Here is a 21,496-nt window from a genome sequence, read left to right as displayed (position 1 = left end):
GCTAGGCGAGCGGCGGGGTGCCGTGGGTGTGGAAGCTCTCGATGGTCTTGAGTCCCCACGCCTGGCCCTTCGCCCGCTCCGCCTCCGTCCACGTGACCAGCGGCCAGTCGGGGGCGAGGACGAGGCGGGTGAGCGGGTTGCAGAGCTCGATGCGGTTGCCGCCCGGCTCGTAGACGTAGAGGAAGAACGTCTGCTGGATGGCGTGCTTGTGCGGGCCCGTCTCGATGAAGACACCGTTGTCGAGACACAGATCGGCGGCGCGAAGGATGTCCTCGCGGGTGTCGGTCGCGAAGGCGACGTGGTGGAGACGCCCCGACGACCCGGACCAGTCCTCCGTGTAGACGAGGTCGTACGACTTGTTGGTGAAGGTCAACCAGCGTGCTGCGACGGTGCCCGAGTCCAGCACGATCTGCTCGGTCGGACGGCCCCCGAGCGTGTGCTCGACGAACTCGACGTTCGGCAGCACCGAGGCCGCCAGGTAGTTGACGTGGTCGAGACGACGCACGCCGACGCCCTGGCGCGGCTTCGCCTGCGGCTGGTTCTTGAGGCCCGGCCGGAGGTCGTCCGGTGCGTCGTACCACGCGGTCTCGTAGTACAGCGCGATCTCGTGGCCGTCGGGATCGGTCGTCACGTACGTCGGTCCGGTGCCCGCGCGTCCGTCGGTCCAGCGGCCGTCGCGCCCGCTCTCCTCGATCGCGCGGACTCGACGGCGCAGCGCCTCGTCGCTCGACGCCCGCAGTGCCGTACGCCGGATCCCCGCGGTCTCGTGCGCCGTGACGACGACGCTCGTGAGCTCGTAGTCGTCAAAGGTCCGCAGGAGGACGGACCCCTCCTCGCGCCCGGCCTCGGTCATGCCCAGGATCTCGGTGAAGAACCAGACGGTCCCGTCCACGTCCGGGGTGAGCAGCTCAACGTGGCCGAGGTGGGCGATGTCGCCGAGGGGTGGGGGCATGGTGGCTCCTTCGCGCAGGGGGTCAGAGACGAGCGGGGCCGGGGAAGACGGTGCCGTCGAGCAGCATGCGGGCCGTCCGCACCACGGACGTCCGGCTGACGCGGGGTGTGTCGCCGGCAGCTTGGTCCACGTCGAGAGCGAGGTCGAGGAAGCCCGTCGGGTGCTCGAGGCGGACACGCCCCCCGGGCCTGGCAGCGAGGTCGTACGCGACCGTGCCGGGTAGTGCGGCGGCCGCGGCGATGGAGGCGCCGCCGAGCACGCCGATCGCCTCGTGGACACGGTGCGGGATGAAGCTCCGGGTGCGCAGCGAACCGCCCTCCTCGGGTGAGGAGACGAGGACGATCTTGGGGACGGTCGACGTCTCGAGATCGGTCGAGAGCCCCATCGCCGCCGACGCGGCGGCCCTGACGAGATGGACGCGCTCCCGCAGCGCGTCGTCGGCCTCGAGCTCGTCGGGCGGCTCGCCCCCGGTGATGCCCAGGTCACCGGCACGGACGACGACCGTGGGCATCCCGTTGTCGATGCACGTGACGTCGAGGCCGGCGAGCCGATCGATGACGGCGCCCGTCGGGAGGAGGGGGGCGGACGGCGGGGCGAGCTCGATGTCGACGGGGGCGGCGGTTCCCGGGACGCCGGCGAGGTCGGTGTCCCCCTCGTACGTCACGGTGCCCCCCGGCGTCCGCACGTGCAGGGTGGCCCGTCCGCCGGTGTTGAGCATCCGGACCCGGACGGGGGTGACGCCACCGTAGGCCCCGACGAGGCCGCGCTCGACCGCGAACGGTCCGACCGCGGCGAGCATGTTTCCGCAGGTCTGGGAGTCGGAGACGACCGGCTTGTCGACGACGACCTGGAGGAAGAGGTAGTCGACGTCGACGTCGGGCTCGGACGAGGTGGAGACGACGGCCACCTTGCTCGTGAGTGGGTGGGCGCCGCCGACGCCGTCGATCTGACGACGGTCGGGGCTGCCCATGACGCGCAGCAACAGGTCGTCACGGTCCGCGCCGCTGGGCGGGAGGTCGTCGGCGAGGAACACCGCCCCCTTGGAGGTGCCGCCCCGCATCAGCGCGCACCGGACGCCGTCCGAGGTCACTGCCGGCCCTGGGCGTCGCGGGCGGTGTCGTACGGGCGGTACTCGACGCCGAGCCGTGCCAGCACGTCGCGCAGACCGTACCGGTCGAGACCGAGCTGGCCGGCGCGGAACGCCTCGCGGGTCGCCGCCTCCTTCTCGACCCGAGCCTGACACGCCTCGAGGGTCGCCTCGACGTCGTCGAGCGGGACCCGCACGACACCGTCGTCGTCGGCGACCACCACGTCGCCGGGGCAGATCGTCTGGTCGGCGATGGTCACCGGGACGTTCACCGAGCCGGCCGTCGCCTTGACCGTGCCTTCGGCACTGACGTGGCGCGACCAGGCGCCGAAGCCCATGGCGCGCAGCTCGGCGGTGTCGCGCACGCCCGAGTCGATCACCACGGCGACGGTCCCTCGGTGCGCGAGCGCGGTGGCGAACAGCTCGCCGAACATCCCGTGGGTCGACGGCGCAGCCGTGGCGACGACGAGCACATCACCGTCACCGCACTGCTCGACCGCGGCGTGGATCATGAGATTGTCACCCGGCCAGCACACGGCGGTCACCGCGCCGCCGGCGACGGTCAGACCCTGCTGGATGGGTCGCACGTCGGGACCGAGGCTGCCGGTGCGCCCCATCGCCTCGTGGACCGTCGCCACGCCGTACTCGCGCAGCCGTGCCACAGCCGCGGGGTCCGGGCGTGGTGGTGAGGTGATGACGACCGGCGTCATGCCAGTTCACCGGTCACCTGCGGGTAGGGCCGCATGTAGGCCTCGCCGTACGTGGTGCTCGCCAGACCAAGGTTGGGACCGGCGTTGCGCCGCAGCTGGACCCCTCGCCGGGTGGCGAGATCGGTGTAGTAGTCCCAGAGGTGCTGCTGGGCCGTCAGGCACTCCATCGCGGCACGCTTGGTGTCGAAGACCTCGGTGATGTCGAGGAGGACCTCGGGCCGGAAGCCGGACATCTCTGGCTGGTGCGGCTCGAAGAAGAAGACCGGCGGGGCGCCCAAGGGCTCACCGGCGGCGGGGTAGCCGGCCGCCTGTGCGAGCACGCGGGCGTCCAGCGCCATCCGGGCCGCAGCCGGGTGGTCGACGTTGTAGGGGTCCTCGAGAGGATGGGTGAGAACGACGTCGGGCTGCACCTCCCGGTAGAGGCCCACGAGGTCGTCGACGAGCTCGGGCCGAGCCACGAGGGGATAGTCGCCCGCGTCGAAGAAGCGCACGGTCGCCCCCAGGACGGAAGCCGCCTCCTCCGCCTCGGCACGCCGTACCGCCTTGATCTCCTCCAGCGAACGCCCCTCGCGCCACGCTCGGGCGGACTCTCCCCGCTCGCCGAAGGTGAGGCAGGCGATCGTCACCTGCTGGTCCCGCGAGGCGGCGAGCGCGATCGCACCTCCCGCCCGCCACACGAAGTCGCCCGCGTGCGCGGTGACGACGAGAGTGGATCGAGTGCCCGCCGACTCCTCGACTGCAGAGCTCACGGAAGCATCTCCTCCAGGTCGGGCTGCTTGCTGATGAGCTCGTCCTGCTCGGCCAGGTCCGCGAGCTTCTGGACGGAGTCCTCGTCTATCTCCGCGGACCAGCGGGGGAGCATGACGGCCTTGCCGATCGCCGGGTCGATCTCGGTGTAGGTGCCGAGGACGGTGCGGACCTCGTCCGGGTGAGCCTGGGCGTACTCGAGCGACTTCTCCATCGCGGTACGGAACTTCTTGACGACCTCGGGGTTCTTCTCGGCGTACCCCTTCGACGCGAAGTACATGCCCACCTCGAGGTTGGGGTCGGTGGCGGCGTAGTTCGAGACGACCTGCCGGTCGCCCTGCCGGGTGGTGATGGTGAGGAAGGGTTCGACGACCTGCCCGGCGTCGACCGTCCCCTTGGAGACCGCCGCCGCGATGTCGGGGAACGGCAGCTCGATGTAGTCGATCGACGAGGGGTCGCCGCCGTCCTGCCGAACCGCCTCGTTGATGGTCGTGGTGTTGATGTTCTTCAGGGTGTTGACGGCGACCTTCTTGCCGGCGAGGTCGGCGGCGGTCTGGATGTTGCTGTCCTTGGAGACGATGACGGCGCCGAAGTCCTTGCCCGCCTCGCCGGTCGAGGAGACTCCCGCGCTGACTACCTCGAGCGGGAGGCCCTGGGTGTTCGCGAGCAGGAGGGAGATCGTGTTGCTGAAGCCGAACTGGAACTCGTCGCTCACGACCCCGGGGACGATCGCGGCTCCGCCCTGCGCCGTCTTGAGGGTGAGATCGAGGCCCTCGTCCTCGAAGAAGCCCTGGTCGATACCGAGATAGATGGGTGCGACGTCGACGATCGGGATCACACCCACGGTGACGGCGGTGGTGCCGTCCTCGCCTGCCGACGAGTCGTCACCGCCGCAGGCGGTGAGTGCGAGCATCACCGCCGCCACCACGGCGAGGAGCCGGAGCGGGCGCGGAGCGCGGGGGGTGGGCGACCTGTGCATGGGGTCTCCTCGGGGGTCGGGCGGTCGTGCCGGGCGACGGATGCCTCGGGTGAGGTGCCAGGCACGCTACCGATATTGTGAACAATTGTGAAGACGAAATAGCAGACAAGGGTAGAGACCTCTGAGGAGCGCTAGCGTCTGCCCATGAGTCCTTTGCACCGCACCCTCCCCGTCGCCACCGCTCTCGTCCTCGGCCTGACCGGTGCCGCCCTCGGCTCCTCGGCGAGTGCCGCCCCGGCCGCCCGGCCCCCCGTCGTCGGGCAGCCTGGCGGGTCCTGGGCCGGTGACCCCTACTTCCCGGCCATGGGCGCGACGGGATACGACGCGCTGACCTACCACCTCGACCTCGACTACGACCCGGTCGACGCGACGAGCGGCACCCTGGACGCGACCGCCCAGCTCACGCTTCGGCCCACCACGACGCTGTCGTCGTTCAACCTCGATCTGCGCGGGCTCGACGTCTCGTCGGTCAGCGTCAACGGTCGACGCGCCGGCTTCACCCACGAGGACGGCGAGCTGACGGTGACGCCGCGGCGACCGTTGCGCAAGCACGTCCGGGCGGTCGTGCGCATCTCGTACGGCGGGACGACCGGGCGTCCGGTCGACGCCGAGGGCTCCCTGTACGGGTGGGTCTCGACCGCCGACGGTGCGATGGTCGTCAACGAGCCCGATGGCGCCCCGACGTGGTTCCCGGTCAACGACGACCCCAACGACAAGGCGATCTACACGTTCAGCATCACGGTGCCCAAGGGCAAGGCAGCCGTCGCCAACGGCGTCCAGATCGGCAAGCCGAAGACGCGTGCCGGGCGCACGACCTACCGGTGGTTCGAGTCGAGCCCGATGGCCAGCTACCTCACTACGGCGACGATCGGCGACTTCGACATCACGACCACCCGCGGCCCTCGCGGCATCCCGATCATCAACGCGATCGATCGCGACGTGACGCCGGCCAACCGCGCCACCAGCGAGGCGTCGCTGGCCAAGCAGGCCGACATGATCGCGTTCTTCAGCGACCACTTCGGGCGCTACCCCTTCGCGTCGGCCGGCGCGATCGTCGACGACGACTCGGTCGGCTACGCGCTCGAGACCCAGTCGCGCGCGATCTACTCCCGCTCGGCGAGCGAGGGCACGGTGGCGCACGAGATCGCCCACCAGTGGTACGGCAACGCGGTCTCGCCCCACCGTTGGTCCGACATCTGGCTCAACGAGGGGTTCGCGACCTACGCCGCGTGGATGTGGGGCGAGCACACCGGCGGTCGTACGGTCGAGGCGCGCGCGGCCGCGGTCTACGCGACCCCGGCGACCTCCGGTCTCTGGACGACGGTGATGGCAGACCCGGGCCCGCTGAACCTGTTCGCCGGAGCCGTCTACGACCGGGGAGCGCTGACGCTGCACGAGCTGAAGCAGAAGATCGGCGACGACGCCTTCGCCAGGCTTCTGAAGGCATGGGCGCGTGACTCCCGCTACGGCAACGCGACGACGAGCGACCTGGTCGCGCTGGCGGAGTCGATCTCGGGCCAGGACCTGAGCGCGTTCTTCGATACCTGGGCCTACACGCCGGAGAAGCCCACCACCTGGTGACGCCGGGCACCTCCGCAGGAGGGGCGAGAGCGCGTTGTCACAGACGGGCCTGCTGTCAGGTCACTACGTCGAGGGCAACGCCCTCCGTCAACCGAGCCAGAGAGGTGCAGTCATGAAGGTCACCATCATCGGTGGAACCGGCCTGATCGGATCCAAGATCGTCGAGAGGCTCCGGGCACACGGCCACGAGGCCGTCCCCGCCGCGCTCCAGACGGGCGTCAACACACTCACCAACGAAGGCGTCGACGCCGCGCTCGTCGGCGCCGACGTGGTCGTCGACGTCTCCAACTCGCCGTCGTTCGCCGACGACGACGTCATGAGCTTCTTCGTCACCTCGACGACCAACCTCGTCGGGGCTGCGAAGCGGGCGGGGATGGGGCACTACGTCGCGCTGTCCGTCGTCGGCGACGACCGCCTTCCCGCGAGCGGCTACCTGCGTGCCAAGGTCGCCCAGGAGAAGCTCATCCAGGAGTCGGGCATCCCGTACTCGATCGTCCGTGCGACCCAGTTCTTCGAGTTCGTCCCGGCCATCGCGGATGCGTCGACGGTCGATGGCGTGATCCACCTCCCACCGGCGCACTTCCAGCCGATGGCCGCGGACGACGTCGCCGCGACCGTCGGTCGTACGGCGGTCGGACCACCCGTTGAGGGCGTCCGCGAGATCGGCGGCCCGGAGAAGGTGCGGATGAGCGAGTTCATCTCCGACGCGCTCCAGCAGACCGGGGACGACCGTGAGGTCGTCGCCGACGAGCACGCGACCTACTTCGGCACCGAGGTCGCCGACGACAGCCTCGTCCCGGCCGACGGTGCCGAGCTGGGCGCGACCACCTACCGCGCCTGGGCCGACGCTCGCAGCGTCTCGGCCTGAGACGCAGAGGACGCCGGTGACCAGATGCGCTCCGGTCACCGGCGTCCTTGCACGCTCAGGCGACGCCGGCGACGGAGCACTCGTCGAGTGCCTCGACGATGGTGTCGGTGACGGCTGCAGGCCGAGACAGGCTCACCGCGTGCGACGCCCCGCTCAGCTGGGTGATGCTGCGGGCCTCCGCCGAGCGGCTTGGTGGCGCAGGGCGGCAGCGACTCGCCGAGCGAGCTGCCCGGGTACGTCGTCGACAGCTCGAGGGCACTCTCTCCGTGGTCCGGCGCGAACGCGGCCACGTACACGAGCCCGAGGACGGCGGGATCCGCCGAGGCGGCCTCGGTGATGACGACGCCGGCGTAGGAGTGCCCGACCAGCAGGACGGGGCGGTCGAGGCCGGTCACGACGTCACGCACGTACGCGGCATCGCCGCTCACGCTTCGCAGCGGATTGCCGCGGCCACGACCTCCACGTCCCGGGCGTGGAGCATCTCGATCACGGGGTACCAGCTCGCCGACTCGGCGAAGGCGCCGTGGACCAGCACGACGGCCGGTGTGTGGTCGCTCCGCAGTTCGAGCTGGAGGTCGGTGGACCCGTCGTCGCGGGCGCGCAGGTAGATGTCCATGACCTCGGGCGCCGCCGTAGACGAGACCGAGCACCACGGCGCGACGCAGGCCGTCCCCGCGGATGGCGAGCACGGTCCTCGGCCGCAGGAGGAACAGGGCAGCGGCGGCGATCGCGAACCGTACGGCGAGGAAGTCGACCGGCGGGACGACCTCGACGAGGTCCTTGATGAGGAAGAACGTGGACCCCCACGCTGCCGTGACGGCGAGCAGCGCGGCTGCGGCGAGGACCCCGTACGAGCGGGGCGCCAGCTCCATGGCGCTGTCGGCGGCGCTCACTGCGGGCGGAGCGAGGCCAGGAGCGCCAGGTCCTCGCGCCACGCGTCGGCGCCGCCTGGGGTCTCGAGGACGAACGGCACACCTACGGTGGCCGGGTGCGCGAGCATCGCGGCGAACGCGTCCTTGCCGAGGTGCCCGACGCCGATCCGCTCGTGGCGGTCCTTGAAGCTGCCGCGGACGTCCTTGGAGTCGTTGGCGTGGACGAGGGCGAGTCGGCCGGGACCGGCGACCTCCACGAGACGGTCGAGGGTCGCGGCGACTCCCGTGGGCTCGTCCAGCGGTTCGCCGGCGGCGAAGGCGTGGCAGGTGTCGAGGCAGATCCCCACGCGAGGGTGGCGTTCGAGCGCCTCGAGGTACGGCTCCAGGTCGTCGACCTTCGCGCACAGCGAGCGCCCCTGCCCCGCGGTCGGCTCGAGCAGCAGTCGAGGCCCCTCCTCGGGGAGGGCGTCGAGCAGCGGGAGCAGACCTTCGCGGACCTGCGCGAGCGCGGCGTCGTACGCGCCGTCGTCGACGCACGAGCCGGTGTGGACCACGAGCCCGCGTGCCCCGATCGCGTGCGTACGGGCCAGGTTGTGGGCCACGCTCGCCACAGACTTCTCGTACGTGGCGGGGTTCGGGCTGCCGAGGTTCACGAGGTACGGGGCGTGGACGAACGCAGGCACGCCCTCGGCCTCGCAGAGTGCGCGGAACGCGGCGTCCTGCGCCGGGTCGCCCGCGGACGCGGCCCATCCGCGGGGGTTGCCGGTGAAGACCTGCAGCGTGTCGCCACCGAGATCGCGCATGGCGCGCCAGGCACCCTTCGCCAGGCCCGGACCGACGGGGACGTGCGCCCCCAACGGGTTGCGGGCATGCGTCGGCGGAGGGGTGGCAGGGGAGGGCACGGCCGCATTCTAGGGCGCCTGGCCGGAGGTCCCGCTCTCGAGGATGCTGACGATCGAGTACAGCGAGAAGGCGACCGCCCCGAGGCCGACGAGGACGCGGGCAGCGATGAAGAGGTTCGTGTCGTCGACCGCCGCCTGGAACACGAAGGCCGCGAGGAACAGGCACGCGAGGGCGGTCGTCACCGGGATCAGAGGGACCCGGTTGGCGAGGTCGAACGTCCGGCGCCAGACGAGCGAGAGGAGGCCGACCTTGCTGAGGATGCTGTAGCAGACGAGGCCGAGGCCGATCATCACGAACCCCGGCGTCAGGGCGTACGGCTCGTCGTTCACCAGCAGCACCACGACGCCCCAGACCAGGCTCACGGTGCCCATCGCCACCACGAGCCACGGCCAGAGGATCCGCTCGCGGGCGACGTACTTGTTCTCGATCTGGCGGACGATGCTGACGACCAGGCCGACGAGGCTCGTGCAGATGCACGCAAGCCCGGCCATGACATGACCGACGGTGAAGCGAGCCGGGGTCGTCGACCCGAAGAGGTTCGCGAGGGCGAACCCCCACGCCACCGCGGCGAGGACGATCGGGACCGCGACCAGCAGCGGGGCGGTCGGGCGGCCGAACGCCTCCGGCCGTACGTGGTGGTCACCCACCTCGAAGCTCGAGTTCTCCGGGATGAGGGTGAACTTGGTCGACGCTGTGGCCACGGTCGCGACGCATCCGCTGATCAGGCCCAGGCCAAAGACCACGTGCCCCGCCACGTACTCCTGGCTCTGGGCCGTGCCCGATGCTCCGGCGAACAGCGTCACCCCGTACGAGGCCGTTCCGGCCGCTACCGCGTAGCCGAGAACGGGGTAGAGGACGCGGTCGAGCGCGGTGAACCGCTGAAGGAGCTGTCTGATGATCGTCGCCGCCGTGCAGAACAGGCACAGGCAGATGGCGGCCAGGAACGTCACCACGTGTCCCGCGACGAAGTTGTCGGCCACATCGCCGGCGTTCCACACGTAGAGCCCGAAGCCGAGGCACAGCGCCATCATCGCGACCGGGATCGCGCGGAAGACGACGCTCTCGACGTAGCTCACAGCTTCTGAGCCTAGGGCCGGCCCTACCCGGCCGCGAGCCGATCGGCGCTGGATCAGACGATGCGCAGGACGATCGTCGAGCCCGGGGGTGCCTCGTCGCCGCTTCCGGGGGACTGCCGGGACACCGTCCGTCCTGGGATCGCGGGGGAGAGCCGAGGAAGGCCCTCGTGAAGAAGTCCTCGAGCACCGGGCCAGGTCGTGTTCGTGTCACGCAAGCGCGGGCGTCGGCACCTTCCTAGAAGTAGGGAGCCGATGATCGAGGAGGGGCGACGCATGGGGGCGCCAACCGGGAGGGACGGTCGTGAGTACCTCGACGCCCATGCCGGCGGTGTGTATGTACTGCGGGCTCGGAGCAGAGCACGACGGCGAGGAGCTCGAACCGTCACTCGACGCTCCCGGCCGATACCAGCACGAGACGTGCAACTACATCGTCGACCGCGCCCACTACTACGCCCTCGCTAGAAAACCCGAGGAGGACCACGCCGCAGCCATCCGGGCCCGCTACCGGGCTCATCCAAGCCACCGGCCGCCAACGAGGTGTGCGCATCGGCGACGGGTCGCTTGCCCAGCGCCAGCACCGCCACACCGGCCTCGGCGACCTCGATCGCCGCGCGCAGGCCGGACCCTCCCGTCCCGACGACAAGGACAGACGTGGCGAGCTGGTTCTCTCGTGGCACCACGGTCGCTCCTCGATAGAATGCAGGCCTACGTCGACCCGACCGAGCAGCGTCGCGATCTGTGACACCGGCATTGCGGAGCGTTCCTGCAGGAGCCGCCCATGAGCGCCACCCCCCGCACGCAGCTGCTCGGGCGTCGGCGAGAGGCAGAGATCCTGTGCGACCTCGTCGATCGGACGCGACACGGCGCCGCCGCTGTCTGCGTCGTCCGGGGCGAGGCGGGCATCGGCAAGTCGACGCTCCTCGACCACGTCGCCGTCCACGCCTCTGACCTCACCGTGGTCCGGGCGCAGGGCGTCCAGGCCGACATGGACCTCGCTTTCGCCGGCGTCCATCAGCTGTGCGCGCCGTTCCTCGGACAGCTCGGCGACCTCCCCAGCCCTCAGCGCGACGCGCTCCAGGTCGCCTTCGGGTTGGTGGACGGACAGGCGCCCGACCGCTTCTTGGTCGGTCTCGCGGTGCTGAGCCTGCTCACGGCATCGGCTGACGCGCGGCCGCTCGTGGTGATCGTCGACGACGCCCAGTGGCTGGACCGGGTCTCACTCCAGACACTCGAGTTCGTGTCGCGTCGTCTGTTGGCCGAGCCGGTGGCCGTCGTCTTCGCCGTGCGGCACTCCGAGGGTGAGCCGGTCCTCGCCGACCTCCCGTCGTTGGAGGTGGGCGGGCTGGATGACCACGCGGCGCGGCAGCTGTTGGCCTCGGCGGTGCACGGACCGATCGACGACCAGGTCCGCGACCGGATCGTGGCGGAGACCCACGGCAACCCGCTCGCGCTGCTGGAGCTGCCGCGGGGCCGCAGTGCCGCCGACCTCGCGTACGGCTTCGAGATCGGGGACGCAGGATCGGTGTCGACGAGAGTCGAGCGCGACTACGCGCAGAGGCTGGCGGGCCTGCCGCGGCCGACTCGGCTGCTGCTGCTCCTCGCTGCGGCGGATCCGGTCGGTGACGCGAGCCTTCTCGCGCGGGCCGCCGGGCACGTCGGCATCACCGCGGACGCAGCGCCGGCGAAGGCCGCCGGCCTGCTCGAGTTCGGGGAGTCGATCCGGTTCCGACACCCGTTGGCACGCTCGGCCGTCTACCGCGACGCGCTCCCTGACGACCTGCGCCAGGTCCACCGCGCGTTGTCGCTGGCCACCGACCCGGTCCAGGACCCCGACCGGCGTGCCTGGCACGCCGCGAAGGCCGGCTCCGGCCCGGACGAGGAGGTCGCGGCCGCTCTCGAGAGCTCCGCAGAACGCGCTCGGCTCAGGGGCGGCATGGCCGCTGAGGCCGCGCTCCTCGACCAGGCAGCGCGGTCGACACCGGATCCGCGACGGCGTGGGCGACGCGCGTTGGCCGCGGGGGAGGCGTACGTCGCTGCAGCGTCGCCCGACGCCGCGTCCGAGCTGGCCGGCGTCGCCGTGCTGTGCCCGTTGAGCGCGCAGGACCAGGCGCGGCTCGTACGCCTGCGGGCGCGTGTCCTCTTCGCCCGCAGCCGCAGCGACGAGGCCGCACCACTGCTCCTGGACGCAGCCGCCGCCTTCGCGAGCGAAGGGTCACCCCTCGCGCGCGAGACCTACCTGGAGGCGATCAGCGCCACCGTGTTCTCCGGTCGGGTCCACGGGCCCGCGGGTGCTCAGGCTGCGGCGATCGCCGCACGTGAGTACGTGACCGGCGTTGTCGGCGCGCCGTCATCACCGCCTGCCCCGTCAGACCTGCTGCTGGAGGGGGTCACCACCCTGCTCGCCGACGGGCTTCCCGAAGGGGCGCCGCTGCTGCGACGAGCGCTCGGGCCGTTCGCGGACGAGGAACCAACCGACAGGGGGGCGACCCAGCGGTGGTTGGCGCTGGCCCCTGTGGCGCAGGAGACCTACGTCCACCAGCTGTGGGACTTCGCGGCGTGGACGACGCTGGCGGCCCGGATGGTGCGCGTCGCGCGAGACGTCGGCGCACTCGGCGTGCTGCCCCAAGCACTGCAGTTCGAAGCCGGGGTGCACCTCCACCGCGGCGATCTCGCCGCTGCCGCGCGCCTGATCGCGGAGGGTGACGCGATCAGCAGGGCGACCGGCTCCGCGCGGCTGACGTACGCGGCGCTCGTGCTCGCGGCCTGGCGGGGTGAGGAGGCTGATGCCACACGCATCCTCGACGAGGCACGCGAGAGCGCGACCATCCGCGGCGAGGTCTCGCTCCTCGGAGTCAGCGGACATGTCGAAGGGGTCCTCTACAACGGGCTCGCCCGCTACGACCGAGCGCTGGACGGAGCCCGCGCAGGGATCGAGCACGACGGCTTCAACTTCACCGGCTGGGCGCTGGCCGAGCACGTCGAGGCGGCCGTCCGGTGTGGCGAGGACGACCTCGCCGCGGAGTCGCTCCGTCGCCTGACCGAGCGGACTGCTCGGGTCGGCACCGGGTGGGCCCAGGGCATGCGAGCACGCTGCGAGGCCCTGCTGCGGGCCGGGGACGAGGCGGACCGTCTGTACGAGGCAGCGCTGGAGCACCTGCGGGGCGAGGGCATCACGGTTCAGGTCGCCCGCACTCACCTTCTCTACGGCGAGTGGCTCCGGCGTACGAAGAGGCGAGCGCTGGCGCGCGAGCACCTTCGTGCCGCGCACGAGCTGTTGCATGCGATGGGAGCCGACGCCTTCGCGGAGCGGGCCCGCCGCGAGCTCCGCGCGACGGGGGAGAGAGCCCGTCCCCGCGACGACCGCCGGGACGACCCCCTCACACCCCAGGAGTCGCAGATCGCCGCGCTCGCGGCGGAGGGGATGACCAATCCGGAGATCGGCGCCGAGCTCTATCTGAGCCCGCACACCGTCGAGTGGCACCTGCGCAAGGTGTTCGCGAAGCTCGGGATCGGCTCACGGCGTCATCTGCGCGACGCGCTGACGTCGGGGACGGCCGCTCGTCCGTAGGCGCGCGACCACGCACCGGACCACGGATCTCCGGGGCGCGGGGCACGGGGCGACGACCGGAGGCTGGATCTCCCAGGCACTCGGGTGCCGTCGGTCCGGTCCCACAGGAGCCCGCATGTCCCCACACGACCTCGACGCCGCCCTCCAGACCTTTCTCTGTCACCGCACGCACCTCTTCCGGGTCGCCTACCGCATCGTCCGCGACGTCGCCGGCGCCGAGGACGTCGTCCAGGACGCGTGGCTCCGCTGGCAGCGCACCGACCCTGCAAAGGTCACGAACCCCGCTGCGTTCCTCTCGACGACCACCACCCGCCTCGCGATCAACGTGATCCAGTCGGCCCACCACCGGCACGAGAGGTCAGGCAGCCCGGCCGTGCTCGGGCTCGCCGACCCCGCCCAAGACCCGTCAGGGCACGTCGAGCGCGCCAGTGAGGTCGAGCAGGTCCTTCACCTCCTGCTGGAGCGGTTGACCGCGGCCGAGCTGGCGGCGTACGTCCTCCGCAAGGGTTTCGACTACCCCTACGCGACGATCGCCCGGCTGCTCGAGACCACCGCCGCGAACGCTCGGCAGCTGAGTCGTCGAGGGCAGGAGCACCTCTCGAGCGACCGTGCGCGTCGAGTCGACGCCGATGCTCACGGTCACCTCCTCCAGGCGTTCTTCGCGGCCTCGCGTACCGGTGACCTGGGGTCCCTGGAGCGGCTGCTCACCGAGGGCACGCGTGTGCCGTCCCGGCTCGCTGACGTGGCCGCCTAGTCTGGACCTGCCGCAGCGAGCGGTGCGGGCGTGCGGCACCATCGGTGCACCACCCCTTCTCTTGATGGCGAGACGGCGTTGAACGACCATGAGACGCGGCGCGAGACGCCGCGCCGAGCTGCGCTGGCGGTCGGTGTGGTGGTGGCCGTCGCCGCTGCGTCGATCGGAGCGCTCGCGTTCGTGACCGGCGGAGCCCCGGTCGAGGACGTCGAGGGAGACGGCTCGGCCGCGGCCGTTGCTCGCGTTGCCGGCCCTGGCAGGCTGACGCTCTCGGTCGGCCCGCTCTGCGCCGACGCAAACGGGGCCGTCGACGTTCTCGCCGTTGCGGCCGCCGGTCGTGCCCGTGGGCTGGCAGTGACCGACTTCGGCTTCGTGGCTCCCGTGCGAGCCGCCAACGGCGACAGTGGGGTGGTGGTCGACGAGAATGCCTCGCTGCACGAGAACCTCGATGGCCGGCCGGTCACGACGCGGTTGTCTGCGCCGTGCAGCGGGGGCGCAGGCAGCCCGCCGGAGCTGGTCGTGGAGCTCCGCAAGACCCTGAAGGGGATCGCTCGGACGCGCGGGTTCGACATCACGTACCGGGCAGGTGGTCGCAAGCACCAGATCTTCGTCCCGTACGGCCTTCGGGTGTGTGAGCCGACAGGGAAGTGCGACACGACGGCCTGAGGCGTCGACCCGGACGACCCCGCTCCTGACGCCGGCGTGGCTATCGTCAGTCCATGCCGCGCAGGCTGCTGCTGGTCGAGGGCGAGAGCGACGAGGTCGCCGTGCGGGCGCTCGCGCGTCGGCGGCCAACCGACCTCGCGGGCGCCGGGGTGGCCGTCGTGGCGATGGGCGGGGTGACCAACCTCGGCCGCCATCTCGACTCCGTCGATGATGCCGAGCTGGTCGCTGTCCTCCACGACGTCCGCGAGTCCCCGTACGTCGAGCGGACCCTCGCCCGTCACCAGGCCATCCCGACCGCGAGGTTCGTCTGCGACCTCGACCTCGAGGACGAGCTGATCCGCAGCCTCGGCGTGCCGCGGGTCCTCGAGGTGATCGAGTCGGCGGGCGACCTCGGCGCGTGGCGCACGCTGACCCGACAACCGTTCCACCGAGACAGGCCGGAGGACCAGGTGCTTCGGCGCTTCCTCGGCACGACGAGTGGACGAAAGGCACGCTACGCGCGGCTGCTCGTCGGTGCGCTCGACCTCGACCGGGTGCCGCGCCCTCTCGTCGATGCCCTCACGGCAGTTGGTGCGTCATCCCTCTCGCCGGGGGAGAGTCCCCTGTCTTGACTCGAACCGTTCCAGCTCCCTGCCACGATCCGTGGCTACCTCACCGCGCACGAGCCGGTGCCCCGACGCCGCGCTCCGTGCGTGCACCCCCCCAGATCGACCGCCTCCTGCGCCCAGCTCACGCACACGACCGAGCTCGTCGGCGCTCAGCGCGTGGACGATGATCCGAGTCACGCCGCCGGGTGGACTGCGAACATGTAGCAGCCGTAGACCGTGTTGCGGACGTGCAGAAAAGCGACGTCTGGCTCCGCCAACAACCGCTCGGCCACAGCCTCTTGACCGGTGCCCGGCTCGACGATCTCACCACCAACTATCTGCCCACGCTGGTCGTACGCCCGGAAGACCACCGTCCTTGAGCGGAAGTCGTCCGGATAGCCCGGAGACTGCGGCCCCTCGCAACCGTCGGCGTGTACGAAGACCGGCCCGGTCTCGGCGTACGCACCTTGAGGGCCAGGCGGGGTCACGGTCCCCAAGCGCACTCGCTCGCCGGCTCGACTGTTGCGCAGGCAACAGCGCAGCTGAGCACCACCTTCGGTGTCGAGCCAGTCACTGGCGTGCGTGATCGAGACGGAGGCGGGCAGCGCGTGAATTGACATGCTCATAGACAGATCTTTGTCAGCCACCGCACTGCATGCTGGCGGTTATCGGACGTCGTGATCCCGGTGCGGAGGTGGACGGGATCGCGGTGCTGGTTCAGGAGCGCGCGGCAGCAGCGGACGGTTGAGCGCGGCGGACGTCCCGCCGCAGGGTCAGCACGTCAGGCGTGAGCGCCCGCAGGAAGTCCTCGGCGTCGAACACCTCACCCGGTGCGACGGCACCTGTACCGGAAGCGCGGCCGTCGAGCAGTTGAGCCGTTGCCTCGACGATCACCGGTGCCGTGGCGGCGTAGATGTCCCGGCCACTGGCTGACATCCGGTGCGTCTGCGTCCCCGCCTGCGCGACGACGTCGACCACGAACTGCTGGGACGAACGGCCGCGGTCATCGATCGCCGGGGGAGGAGGGGTCTCTGGATCGCGGATGTCGGTGAGTGCCGACGCGCTGAGGTAGGAGTCGAGCCGGTCGACGGGCAGGTGCCGCGCGAGGAGGACCGGCTCCGAGAACGGGACGGCGACGACGACCTGCTCGCCCAGCCCCGGGAAGTCCCACGGGTCGGGCGGCGGGGACTCGCCGAGTGGTGCCAGCCGTCCGTCGACGATGGTCCGTCGAGGTGCGGTGTTGCGGCTCCCTGTGAGTCGTGTGCCGGTTGTCGGCCACCAACGGTCGAGCCCGACCGCGACCGTGAGCGCGGCCGGCTCTGTCAACCCGTCGAGGATGGACGTCGCGAGCAGGTCGGCGAGGCCGCCGTAGAACGCCATCGCGGGGATGACCGCGACCCCCGCCTCCTCTGCATCGAGAGCGCGCGCGGCGTACACGGCTTCGACGGCAGGCTGTTCGGCGGTGACGTCGAGGTAGTGGGCTCCCGCGGCAACCGCAGCACCCGACACGATCACGCCCGTGTCGAGGAACGGGCCGGCGACGTTGATGACGGCAGCCGCGCCAGCCACCGCCGTACGCAGCGCATCGGGATCGTCCACCCGCGCCGGGCGGATCTCCAGGTCGCGCCGCCCGTCGGTCATCGCTGCGAGTCGCGTCTCGTCACGGCCGGAGAGGATCGGAGTGAGGCCGCGTCGAAGGAGCTCGTCGACGACGAAGCGGCCGGTGTGACCGTACGCGCCGTACACGACGACGGGACCGGGGGAGGAGGAAGTCATGTCCCCATCCCATCGCGAGCCACCGCTGAACAGCCAGTGTCCGAACCGACGCCTGTCGTACAGTTTGCGACATGGTCACCGTGGGGCTGGCTCTGCACGCTGACGCGATGCTGTACGAGACGGCGATTGCCGCCGAGGTCTTCGGCGTCGACCGGTCGGACCTCGCGGGCGACGGCGCGTGGTACTCCCTCGTCGTCGCCACCCCCGACGGCACACCCGCGCCGTGGCTCGGCGATGCGCCGACCGTGGGGTACGACGCGCTGACAGGGGTCGACCTCGTCATCGTCCCGTCGACGAACCACCTCGACGCCGCGCCCGACCCGACCCTGGTGGACGCGCTGCGGGCGGCTCATGCGCGAGGGGCGCGCATCGCGTCGTTGTGCACCGGCGCCTTCGTCGTCGCCGCGGCCGGACTGCTCGACGGGCGTGAGGCCGCGACGCACTGGATGCACGTCGCTGAGCTCGAGCGCCTCTATCCGGCCGTACGCGCGCGTGCCGACGTGCTCTACGTCGATGACGGGCAGGTCCTCACCTCCGCCGGCAAGACGGCCGCCCTCGACCTGTCCCTGCACCTGGTCCGCTCCGACTTCGGCAGCGCCGCCGCCAACGGGCTCGCGCGGCGCCTGGTCGTGGCGGCGCAACGACCGGGCGGGCAGGCACAGTTCATCGCGGCACCCGTGAGCCCGACCGGGCCGGACTGCGTGGGTGCTGCCCTGGACTGGGCGCGCGAACACCTCGACCAGCCGCTCACGGTCACCGACCTGGCACGCGAGGCCGGACTCGGCGCACGTCAGCTGACGCGCCGGATGAGCACCGCGACCGGGCTGACGCCTCTGAGGTGGCTCCACCGCGAACGCGTGCTCCGCGCCCAGGAGCTGCTCGAGCGCACCGACGCGTCGGTGGAGCAGATCGCCACCCGGTGCGGCCTCGGCACGGCCACCACGTTGCGTCGGCACTTCGTCCGTACGGTCGGTGTCAGTCCCACCACCTACCGCGCGACGTTTCGCGGTGAGCTGACCCGCAGCCACTAGGGTCGTCTGGATGCCGGAGGGGCCGGTCGTTCACGGGCCGGGGGGAGCGGACAGTGTCGAGCTACGACATCAAGAAGGAACGCAAGGACCTCTACGCGCCCAAGGCTGACGACTTCGTCGTCGTGGACGTCCCCGAGATGTCGTTCCTCATGATCGACGGACACGGTGACCCCAACACCTCGCCCGCCTATCGAGAGGCGGTCGAAGCGCTCTACACGACGTCGTACGGCGCCCGGTCGATCGCGAAGACGCGACTGGACCGGGTACACACGGTGGCGCCGCTCGAAGGACTCTGGACCGCCGACGACCTGTCGGTGTTCCAGACGCGGGACAAGAGTGCGTGGGACTGGACGATGATGATCGCTCAGCCGGACTGGATCACCGGCGACATCGTCGACGAGGCGTTGGCCGTGGCGAGCAAGAAGGGACTACCGGCGCTGGGTCTGCTCAGGTTCGAAGGATACGACGAGGGCCGGAGCGTGCAGATTCTCCATCGAGGCTCGTACGACGACGAGGGTCCGACCCTGAGACGCCTCCACGAGGAGTTCCTTCCCGCGCACGGGCTGCGTCCGTCCGGACGCCACCACGAGATCTACCTCTCCGATCCCCGCAGGACGGACTCGTCCGCGCTGCGGACGATCTTGCGTCAGCCCGTCGTCGGGTGACCGTGGGCGGCCAAGCGCAGGCGGTCGCGGATGGCGCGTCGGGCGCGGTCGTAGGACGTGTCGCCGCGGTCGAACAGGGAGTCGAGGTTGGCGCCGTCGAGGAACGCGTTCAGCTCGAAGACGAGCTGGTCGATTGATTCGGCGGCATCGAGCTCGCCGAGGGCCTGGGCCTCCATCAGCGACCGCTCGATGAGCTGAAGCCACTCGTAGTGCGCCGTGGTCAGGGCGTCACGCACCGCGCCGTCGCGGGCGGCGTACTCGGTGCTCGTCCTGGCGAAGAAACAACCGCCCGGAAAGACGCGTTCGCGCGAGTAGTCGAGCCATGCGGCGAGGAGGGCCGACACCCGCCCGAGGCCGGGGGTCGTCTCGAGCGCCGGGCGGACCACGGTGTCGAAATAGATCCGCTTCGCTGCCCGGATGGTGGCGAGCTGGAGCTGCTCCTTCGCGCCGAACAGGGCGAACAGGCCGCTCTTGCTCATCGAGAGCTCCGTGGCCAGGCGCCCGATGGAGAGTCCGTCGAGGCCCTCGACGGAGGCCACATCCACGGCACGACGGAGCACTGCCCGCCGCGTCGCATTGCCGCGGCGCACCCTCCCGTCGGGATGGTCGCCGAGAGTGGTCTCCGTCTCCATGTCTCCTCGAACTTAGCGCAGAGCCACAGCCTAACAAATGATACGATCGTTCGTATTGTCTTTGCTTTTCGGGGGGTTTTATGACAGCGACGGTCGAGCCGAGCGACGTGGAGCTCCGTGCGGGTTCCCTCGACGACCTCGAGGCGATGGAAGCCTTCCTGCTCGCTCTGTCGCCAGACACCTCATATCGGCGCTTTCTCACCGGCTTCGGACCCCAGACACCACCGGCCCTCGCGAAGCATCTGCTCCGGCCCGGTGCCGTGGGCGGTTCGGTGCTCGCCTTCCGCGGCGCCGCTGTCGTCGGACATGCCATGTGGGCACCGATCGCGACGAGCACGGGCGACGGCGAACCGGCCGGCGGCGGGTTGACGGCCGAGGTCGCGGTGGTGGTCGCCGACTCCGACCAGGGCAGAGGTCTCGGCTCCCGCCTGATCGACGCCGTCGTCCACGACGTCCCGAGCGAGGACTTCTCCGCCGTCCAGGCCGTCGTCAGTGCCGAGAACCGCATCGCGCGGCGGATGATCCTCGCGCGGGTGAGCGACCCGGCCTACGTGCGCAACGGTGCGGAGATCACCGTCACGGCAGAGGTGGGTCAGATCGCGACGAGCGCGGCCGACGGGGCGGTACCGTCGGGAGGTGCCACCGCAGAGCCCGCAGACCCTCGCGCACCTTCGTCGTGCTCGCGACCTGATGGACGCCGACTACGCGCGTGCGCTCGACGTGCCAGCGATGGCCAGACGCGCGTGCATGTCTGACGCGCACTTCAGCCGCGAGTTCAAACGCGCGTACGGCGAGACGCCGTACGGCTACCTGATGACACGGCGTGTGGAGCGCGCGATGGCGCTGCTGCGCGCCGGCGTCAGCGTGACGGACGCCTGCATGGCCGTCGGCGCCTCCTCGCTCGGATCCTTCAGCTCGACGTTCACGCGCATCGTGGGAGAGACGCCCAGCACCTATCGCGCGCGGCCCCACGACGCGGTCGAGGCGATGCCTCCCTGCATCGCGCGTCTGCTCACGCGCCCTGTGCCCCTTCGCTGAGGACGGGGGAGGGCCGAGGACAGGGCAGCTCAGCAGGATCGGAGAAGCCTCGGCGTGGCCGCGTCCGTAGCGTGAGGCGCATGGACATCAGAGCGAAGTACTTCCCGATCACGGTGGACGACGTCGACGCCGCGATCGGCTTCTATCGCGACGTGCTCGGCCTCGAGGGGGTCAACGACGTCGAGTCGGACGGACACCGGTGGGTGAGCCTCGGATTCCCCGGTCAGCAGGGTGTCACCGTCGTCCTCTCCGACCCAGGAGCGGGACGGTCCGAGGATGACGGCGACTCCCTGCACCGTCTCGTCGCCAAGGGCTCCGGTCCGGGCCCGTACGTGTTCAGCACGAGCGACCTGGACGCCCTCTTCGACAAGGTCAGCTCGAGCGGCGTCGACGTCTTGCAGGAGCCGATGGACCAGCCGTGGGGACCGCGGGACTGTGCGTTCCGTGATCCGTCCGGCAATCTGATCCGGGTCGACCAGCTGACCTGAACACGGTGATGCCGGCCGCGCGCCCAGCGCGTCGGTCACTTGAGGCGTCGGCAGACGTTGGGGTCCTGTTCTTCCCACGCGGCCTGCCTGTGCAGCATCTTGTCCCTGGTCGCCGGCCCGTACACGCCGTCAGCCGTGATCTTTGCGATCTGCTGGACCCGCTTGACCGCGGCCTTGGTCGCCGGGCCGTAGTTGCCGTCGACGGCGATCTTGAGGACCGCTTCCCCCCGGCCTCGGTAACACCAGTTGATCGAGTTCTGGAGAGTGCGGACCGCTGCAGAGGCGTAGCCCTGCTGGAGGTGGCAATGGTCATCGCCGCTGCTCGTCGCGGGTATGGCGACGATGTTGCCGGTGCTGGCCACTGCCAGTCCCTTGTGGGTGCAGCCGGGACTGGCCGAGGCCGGCGCGCCCGACGTGACCAGCAGGCCGGCGGTGAGCCCGACGGCGGCCAAGGCCGAGTAGATTTTCCTCTTCATGTTTCCCCCTGGTGATGCTGATGGATGCCCTGGCGCGTCG

General features: G+C 70.8%; 25 protein-coding genes. 11 read left to right on the top strand and 14 right to left on the bottom strand.

Annotation, left to right across the window (positions count from 1 at the left end; genetic code table 11):
* Position 1 precedes the first annotated feature (1 nt).
* The 5 genes from KV097_RS07570 to KV097_RS07550 are packed head-to-tail and all read right to left on the bottom strand — an operon-like array spanning position 2 to position 4,475.
* A complete protein-coding gene (locus KV097_RS07570) occupies positions 2-952 on the bottom strand; it encodes a VOC family protein (protein WP_220365530.1) in 951 nt (316 codons plus the stop codon).
* 22 nt (positions 953-974) lie between these two features.
* Positions 975-2,042, bottom strand: coding sequence for a 4-oxalomesaconate tautomerase (locus tag KV097_RS07565; protein WP_308289367.1), 1,068 nt, complete (start codon positions 2,040-2,042; stop codon positions 975-977).
* A complete protein-coding gene (locus tag KV097_RS07560; RefSeq protein WP_220365529.1) occupies positions 2,039-2,749 on the bottom strand; it encodes a 4-carboxy-4-hydroxy-2-oxoadipate aldolase/oxaloacetate decarboxylase in 711 nt (236 codons plus the stop codon). The genes KV097_RS07565 and KV097_RS07560 overlap by 4 nt, the downstream gene beginning before the upstream one ends.
* The gene (locus KV097_RS07555; RefSeq protein WP_220365528.1) at positions 2,746-3,498 is read right to left on the bottom strand and encodes a PIG-L deacetylase family protein; all 753 of its coding nucleotides are present in this window, start codon (positions 3,496-3,498) and stop codon (positions 2,746-2,748) included. The genes KV097_RS07560 and KV097_RS07555 overlap by 4 nt, the downstream gene beginning before the upstream one ends.
* Positions 3,495-4,475 carry an ABC transporter substrate-binding protein gene (locus KV097_RS07550; RefSeq protein WP_220365527.1) on the bottom strand — a complete coding sequence of 327 codons (981 nt, stop codon included), beginning with the start codon at positions 4,473-4,475 and terminating at the stop codon, positions 3,495-3,497. The genes KV097_RS07555 and KV097_RS07550 overlap by 4 nt, the downstream gene beginning before the upstream one ends.
* 144 nt (positions 4,476-4,619) lie before the next feature.
* Between KV097_RS07550 and KV097_RS07545 the strand changes: the two genes are divergently transcribed.
* A complete protein-coding gene (locus KV097_RS07545; RefSeq protein ID WP_220365526.1) occupies positions 4,620-6,056 on the top strand; it encodes a M1 family metallopeptidase in 1,437 nt (478 codons plus the stop codon).
* A gap of 112 nt (positions 6,057-6,168) precedes the next feature.
* Entirely contained in the window at positions 6,169-6,924 is a 756-nt protein-coding gene (locus KV097_RS07540; RefSeq protein WP_220365525.1) for an SDR family oxidoreductase, read from the top strand.
* A 35-nt stretch (positions 6,925-6,959) separates the two neighbouring features.
* On the opposite strand, the gene KV097_RS07535 is transcribed toward KV097_RS07540, so the two are convergent.
* The 5 genes from KV097_RS07535 to KV097_RS19710 all read right to left on the bottom strand — a co-directional run bounded on the left by KV097_RS07535 (position 6,960) and on the right by KV097_RS19710 (position 10,455).
* Entirely contained in the window at positions 6,960-7,352 is a 393-nt protein-coding gene (locus KV097_RS07535; protein WP_220365524.1) for an alpha/beta fold hydrolase, read from the bottom strand.
* A complete protein-coding gene (locus KV097_RS07530) occupies positions 7,349-7,540 on the bottom strand; it encodes a hypothetical protein (protein ID WP_220365523.1) in 192 nt (63 codons plus the stop codon). Before KV097_RS07530 ends, KV097_RS07535 begins: the two co-directional genes overlap by 4 nt.
* 273 nt (positions 7,541-7,813) lie before the next feature.
* A complete protein-coding gene (locus tag KV097_RS07525; protein WP_220365522.1) occupies positions 7,814-8,698 on the bottom strand; it encodes a deoxyribonuclease IV in 885 nt (294 codons plus the stop codon).
* 9 nt (positions 8,699-8,707) lie between these two features.
* On the bottom strand, positions 8,708-9,775 hold the full coding sequence (locus tag KV097_RS07520; RefSeq protein ID WP_220341041.1) for a DUF2776 family protein: 1,068 nt from the start codon (positions 9,773-9,775) through the stop codon (positions 8,708-8,710).
* Between the two features lie 458 nt (positions 9,776-10,233).
* Positions 10,234-10,455 carry an FAD-binding protein gene (locus KV097_RS19710; RefSeq protein WP_220346765.1) on the bottom strand — a complete coding sequence of 74 codons (222 nt, stop codon included), beginning with the start codon at positions 10,453-10,455 and terminating at the stop codon, positions 10,234-10,236.
* Positions 10,456-10,553: 98 nt separating this feature from the next.
* Between KV097_RS19710 and KV097_RS07510 the strand changes: the two genes are divergently transcribed.
* From KV097_RS07510 to KV097_RS07495, 4 genes are all read left to right on the top strand, one after another.
* The gene (locus KV097_RS07510) at positions 10,554-13,343 is read left to right on the top strand and encodes an AAA family ATPase (protein ID WP_220365521.1); all 2,790 of its coding nucleotides are present in this window, start codon (positions 10,554-10,556) and stop codon (positions 13,341-13,343) included.
* Between the two features lie 115 nt (positions 13,344-13,458).
* Positions 13,459-14,097 (top strand): sigma factor, encoded by a 639-nt coding sequence (locus KV097_RS07505; protein ID WP_220365520.1) that lies wholly within the window; start codon positions 13,459-13,461, stop codon positions 14,095-14,097.
* A gap of 78 nt (positions 14,098-14,175) precedes the next feature.
* Positions 14,176-14,763 (top strand): hypothetical protein, encoded by a 588-nt coding sequence (locus KV097_RS07500; protein ID WP_220346768.1) that lies wholly within the window; start codon positions 14,176-14,178, stop codon positions 14,761-14,763.
* Positions 14,764-14,816: 53 nt separating this feature from the next.
* Positions 14,817-15,374, top strand: a complete 558-nt coding sequence (locus tag KV097_RS07495; protein WP_220365519.1) for a TOPRIM nucleotidyl transferase/hydrolase domain-containing protein — start codon at positions 14,817-14,819, stop codon at positions 15,372-15,374.
* A gap of 170 nt (positions 15,375-15,544) precedes the next feature.
* Here the strand turns inward: KV097_RS07495 and KV097_RS07490 are convergent, their stop codons facing one another.
* Both KV097_RS07490 and KV097_RS07485 read right to left on the bottom strand, forming a co-directional pair.
* Complete coding sequence (locus tag KV097_RS07490) at positions 15,545-15,976, bottom strand: DUF1203 domain-containing protein (RefSeq protein ID WP_220365518.1); 432 nt, start codon at positions 15,974-15,976, stop codon at positions 15,545-15,547.
* 91 nt (positions 15,977-16,067) lie between these two features.
* Positions 16,068-17,126 carry a saccharopine dehydrogenase NADP-binding domain-containing protein gene (locus KV097_RS07485; RefSeq protein WP_220365517.1) on the bottom strand — a complete coding sequence of 353 codons (1,059 nt, stop codon included), beginning with the start codon at positions 17,124-17,126 and terminating at the stop codon, positions 16,068-16,070.
* A gap of 71 nt (positions 17,127-17,197) precedes the next feature.
* Between KV097_RS07485 and KV097_RS07480 the strand changes: the two genes are divergently transcribed.
* Positions 17,198-18,157 (top strand): GlxA family transcriptional regulator, encoded by a 960-nt coding sequence (locus KV097_RS07480; protein ID WP_220365516.1) that lies wholly within the window; start codon positions 17,198-17,200, stop codon positions 18,155-18,157.
* 53 nt (positions 18,158-18,210) lie between these two features.
* The gene (locus KV097_RS07475; protein ID WP_301022256.1) at positions 18,211-18,822 is read left to right on the top strand and encodes a GyrI-like domain-containing protein; all 612 of its coding nucleotides are present in this window, start codon (positions 18,211-18,213) and stop codon (positions 18,820-18,822) included.
* Here KV097_RS07475 and KV097_RS07470 read toward each other — a convergent pair.
* Entirely contained in the window at positions 18,804-19,454 is a 651-nt protein-coding gene (locus KV097_RS07470) for a TetR/AcrR family transcriptional regulator (RefSeq protein ID WP_220341050.1), read from the bottom strand. The genes KV097_RS07475 and KV097_RS07470 overlap by 19 nt on opposite strands.
* Before the next feature lie 80 nt (positions 19,455-19,534).
* Between KV097_RS07470 and KV097_RS07465 the strand changes: the two genes are divergently transcribed.
* The 3 genes from KV097_RS07465 to KV097_RS07455 all read left to right on the top strand — a co-directional run bounded on the left by KV097_RS07465 (position 19,535) and on the right by KV097_RS07455 (position 20,980).
* Positions 19,535-20,209, top strand: a complete 675-nt coding sequence (locus tag KV097_RS07465) for a GNAT family N-acetyltransferase (protein WP_220346773.1) — start codon at positions 19,535-19,537, stop codon at positions 20,207-20,209.
* A complete protein-coding gene (locus KV097_RS07460; protein ID WP_308289366.1) occupies positions 20,202-20,492 on the top strand; it encodes a helix-turn-helix transcriptional regulator in 291 nt (96 codons plus the stop codon). The genes KV097_RS07465 and KV097_RS07460 overlap by 8 nt, the downstream gene beginning before the upstream one ends.
* A gap of 80 nt (positions 20,493-20,572) precedes the next feature.
* The gene (locus tag KV097_RS07455; RefSeq protein ID WP_220365514.1) at positions 20,573-20,980 is read left to right on the top strand and encodes a VOC family protein; all 408 of its coding nucleotides are present in this window, start codon (positions 20,573-20,575) and stop codon (positions 20,978-20,980) included.
* Positions 20,981-21,015: 35 nt separating this feature from the next.
* Here the strand turns inward: KV097_RS07455 and KV097_RS07450 are convergent, their stop codons facing one another.
* Positions 21,016-21,456: a peptidoglycan-binding protein gene (locus KV097_RS07450; RefSeq protein WP_220365513.1), complete on the bottom strand. Its 441-nt coding sequence runs from the start codon at positions 21,454-21,456 to the stop codon at positions 21,016-21,018.
* Between the last annotated feature and the right edge of the window lie 40 nt (positions 21,457-21,496).

Origin of the sequence: Mumia sp. zg.B17 (assembly GCF_019550915.1) — a bacterium.
GTDB lineage: Bacteria > Actinomycetota > Actinomycetes > Propionibacteriales > Nocardioidaceae > Mumia.
This window is presented reverse-complemented; position numbering and strand designations above follow the sequence as displayed.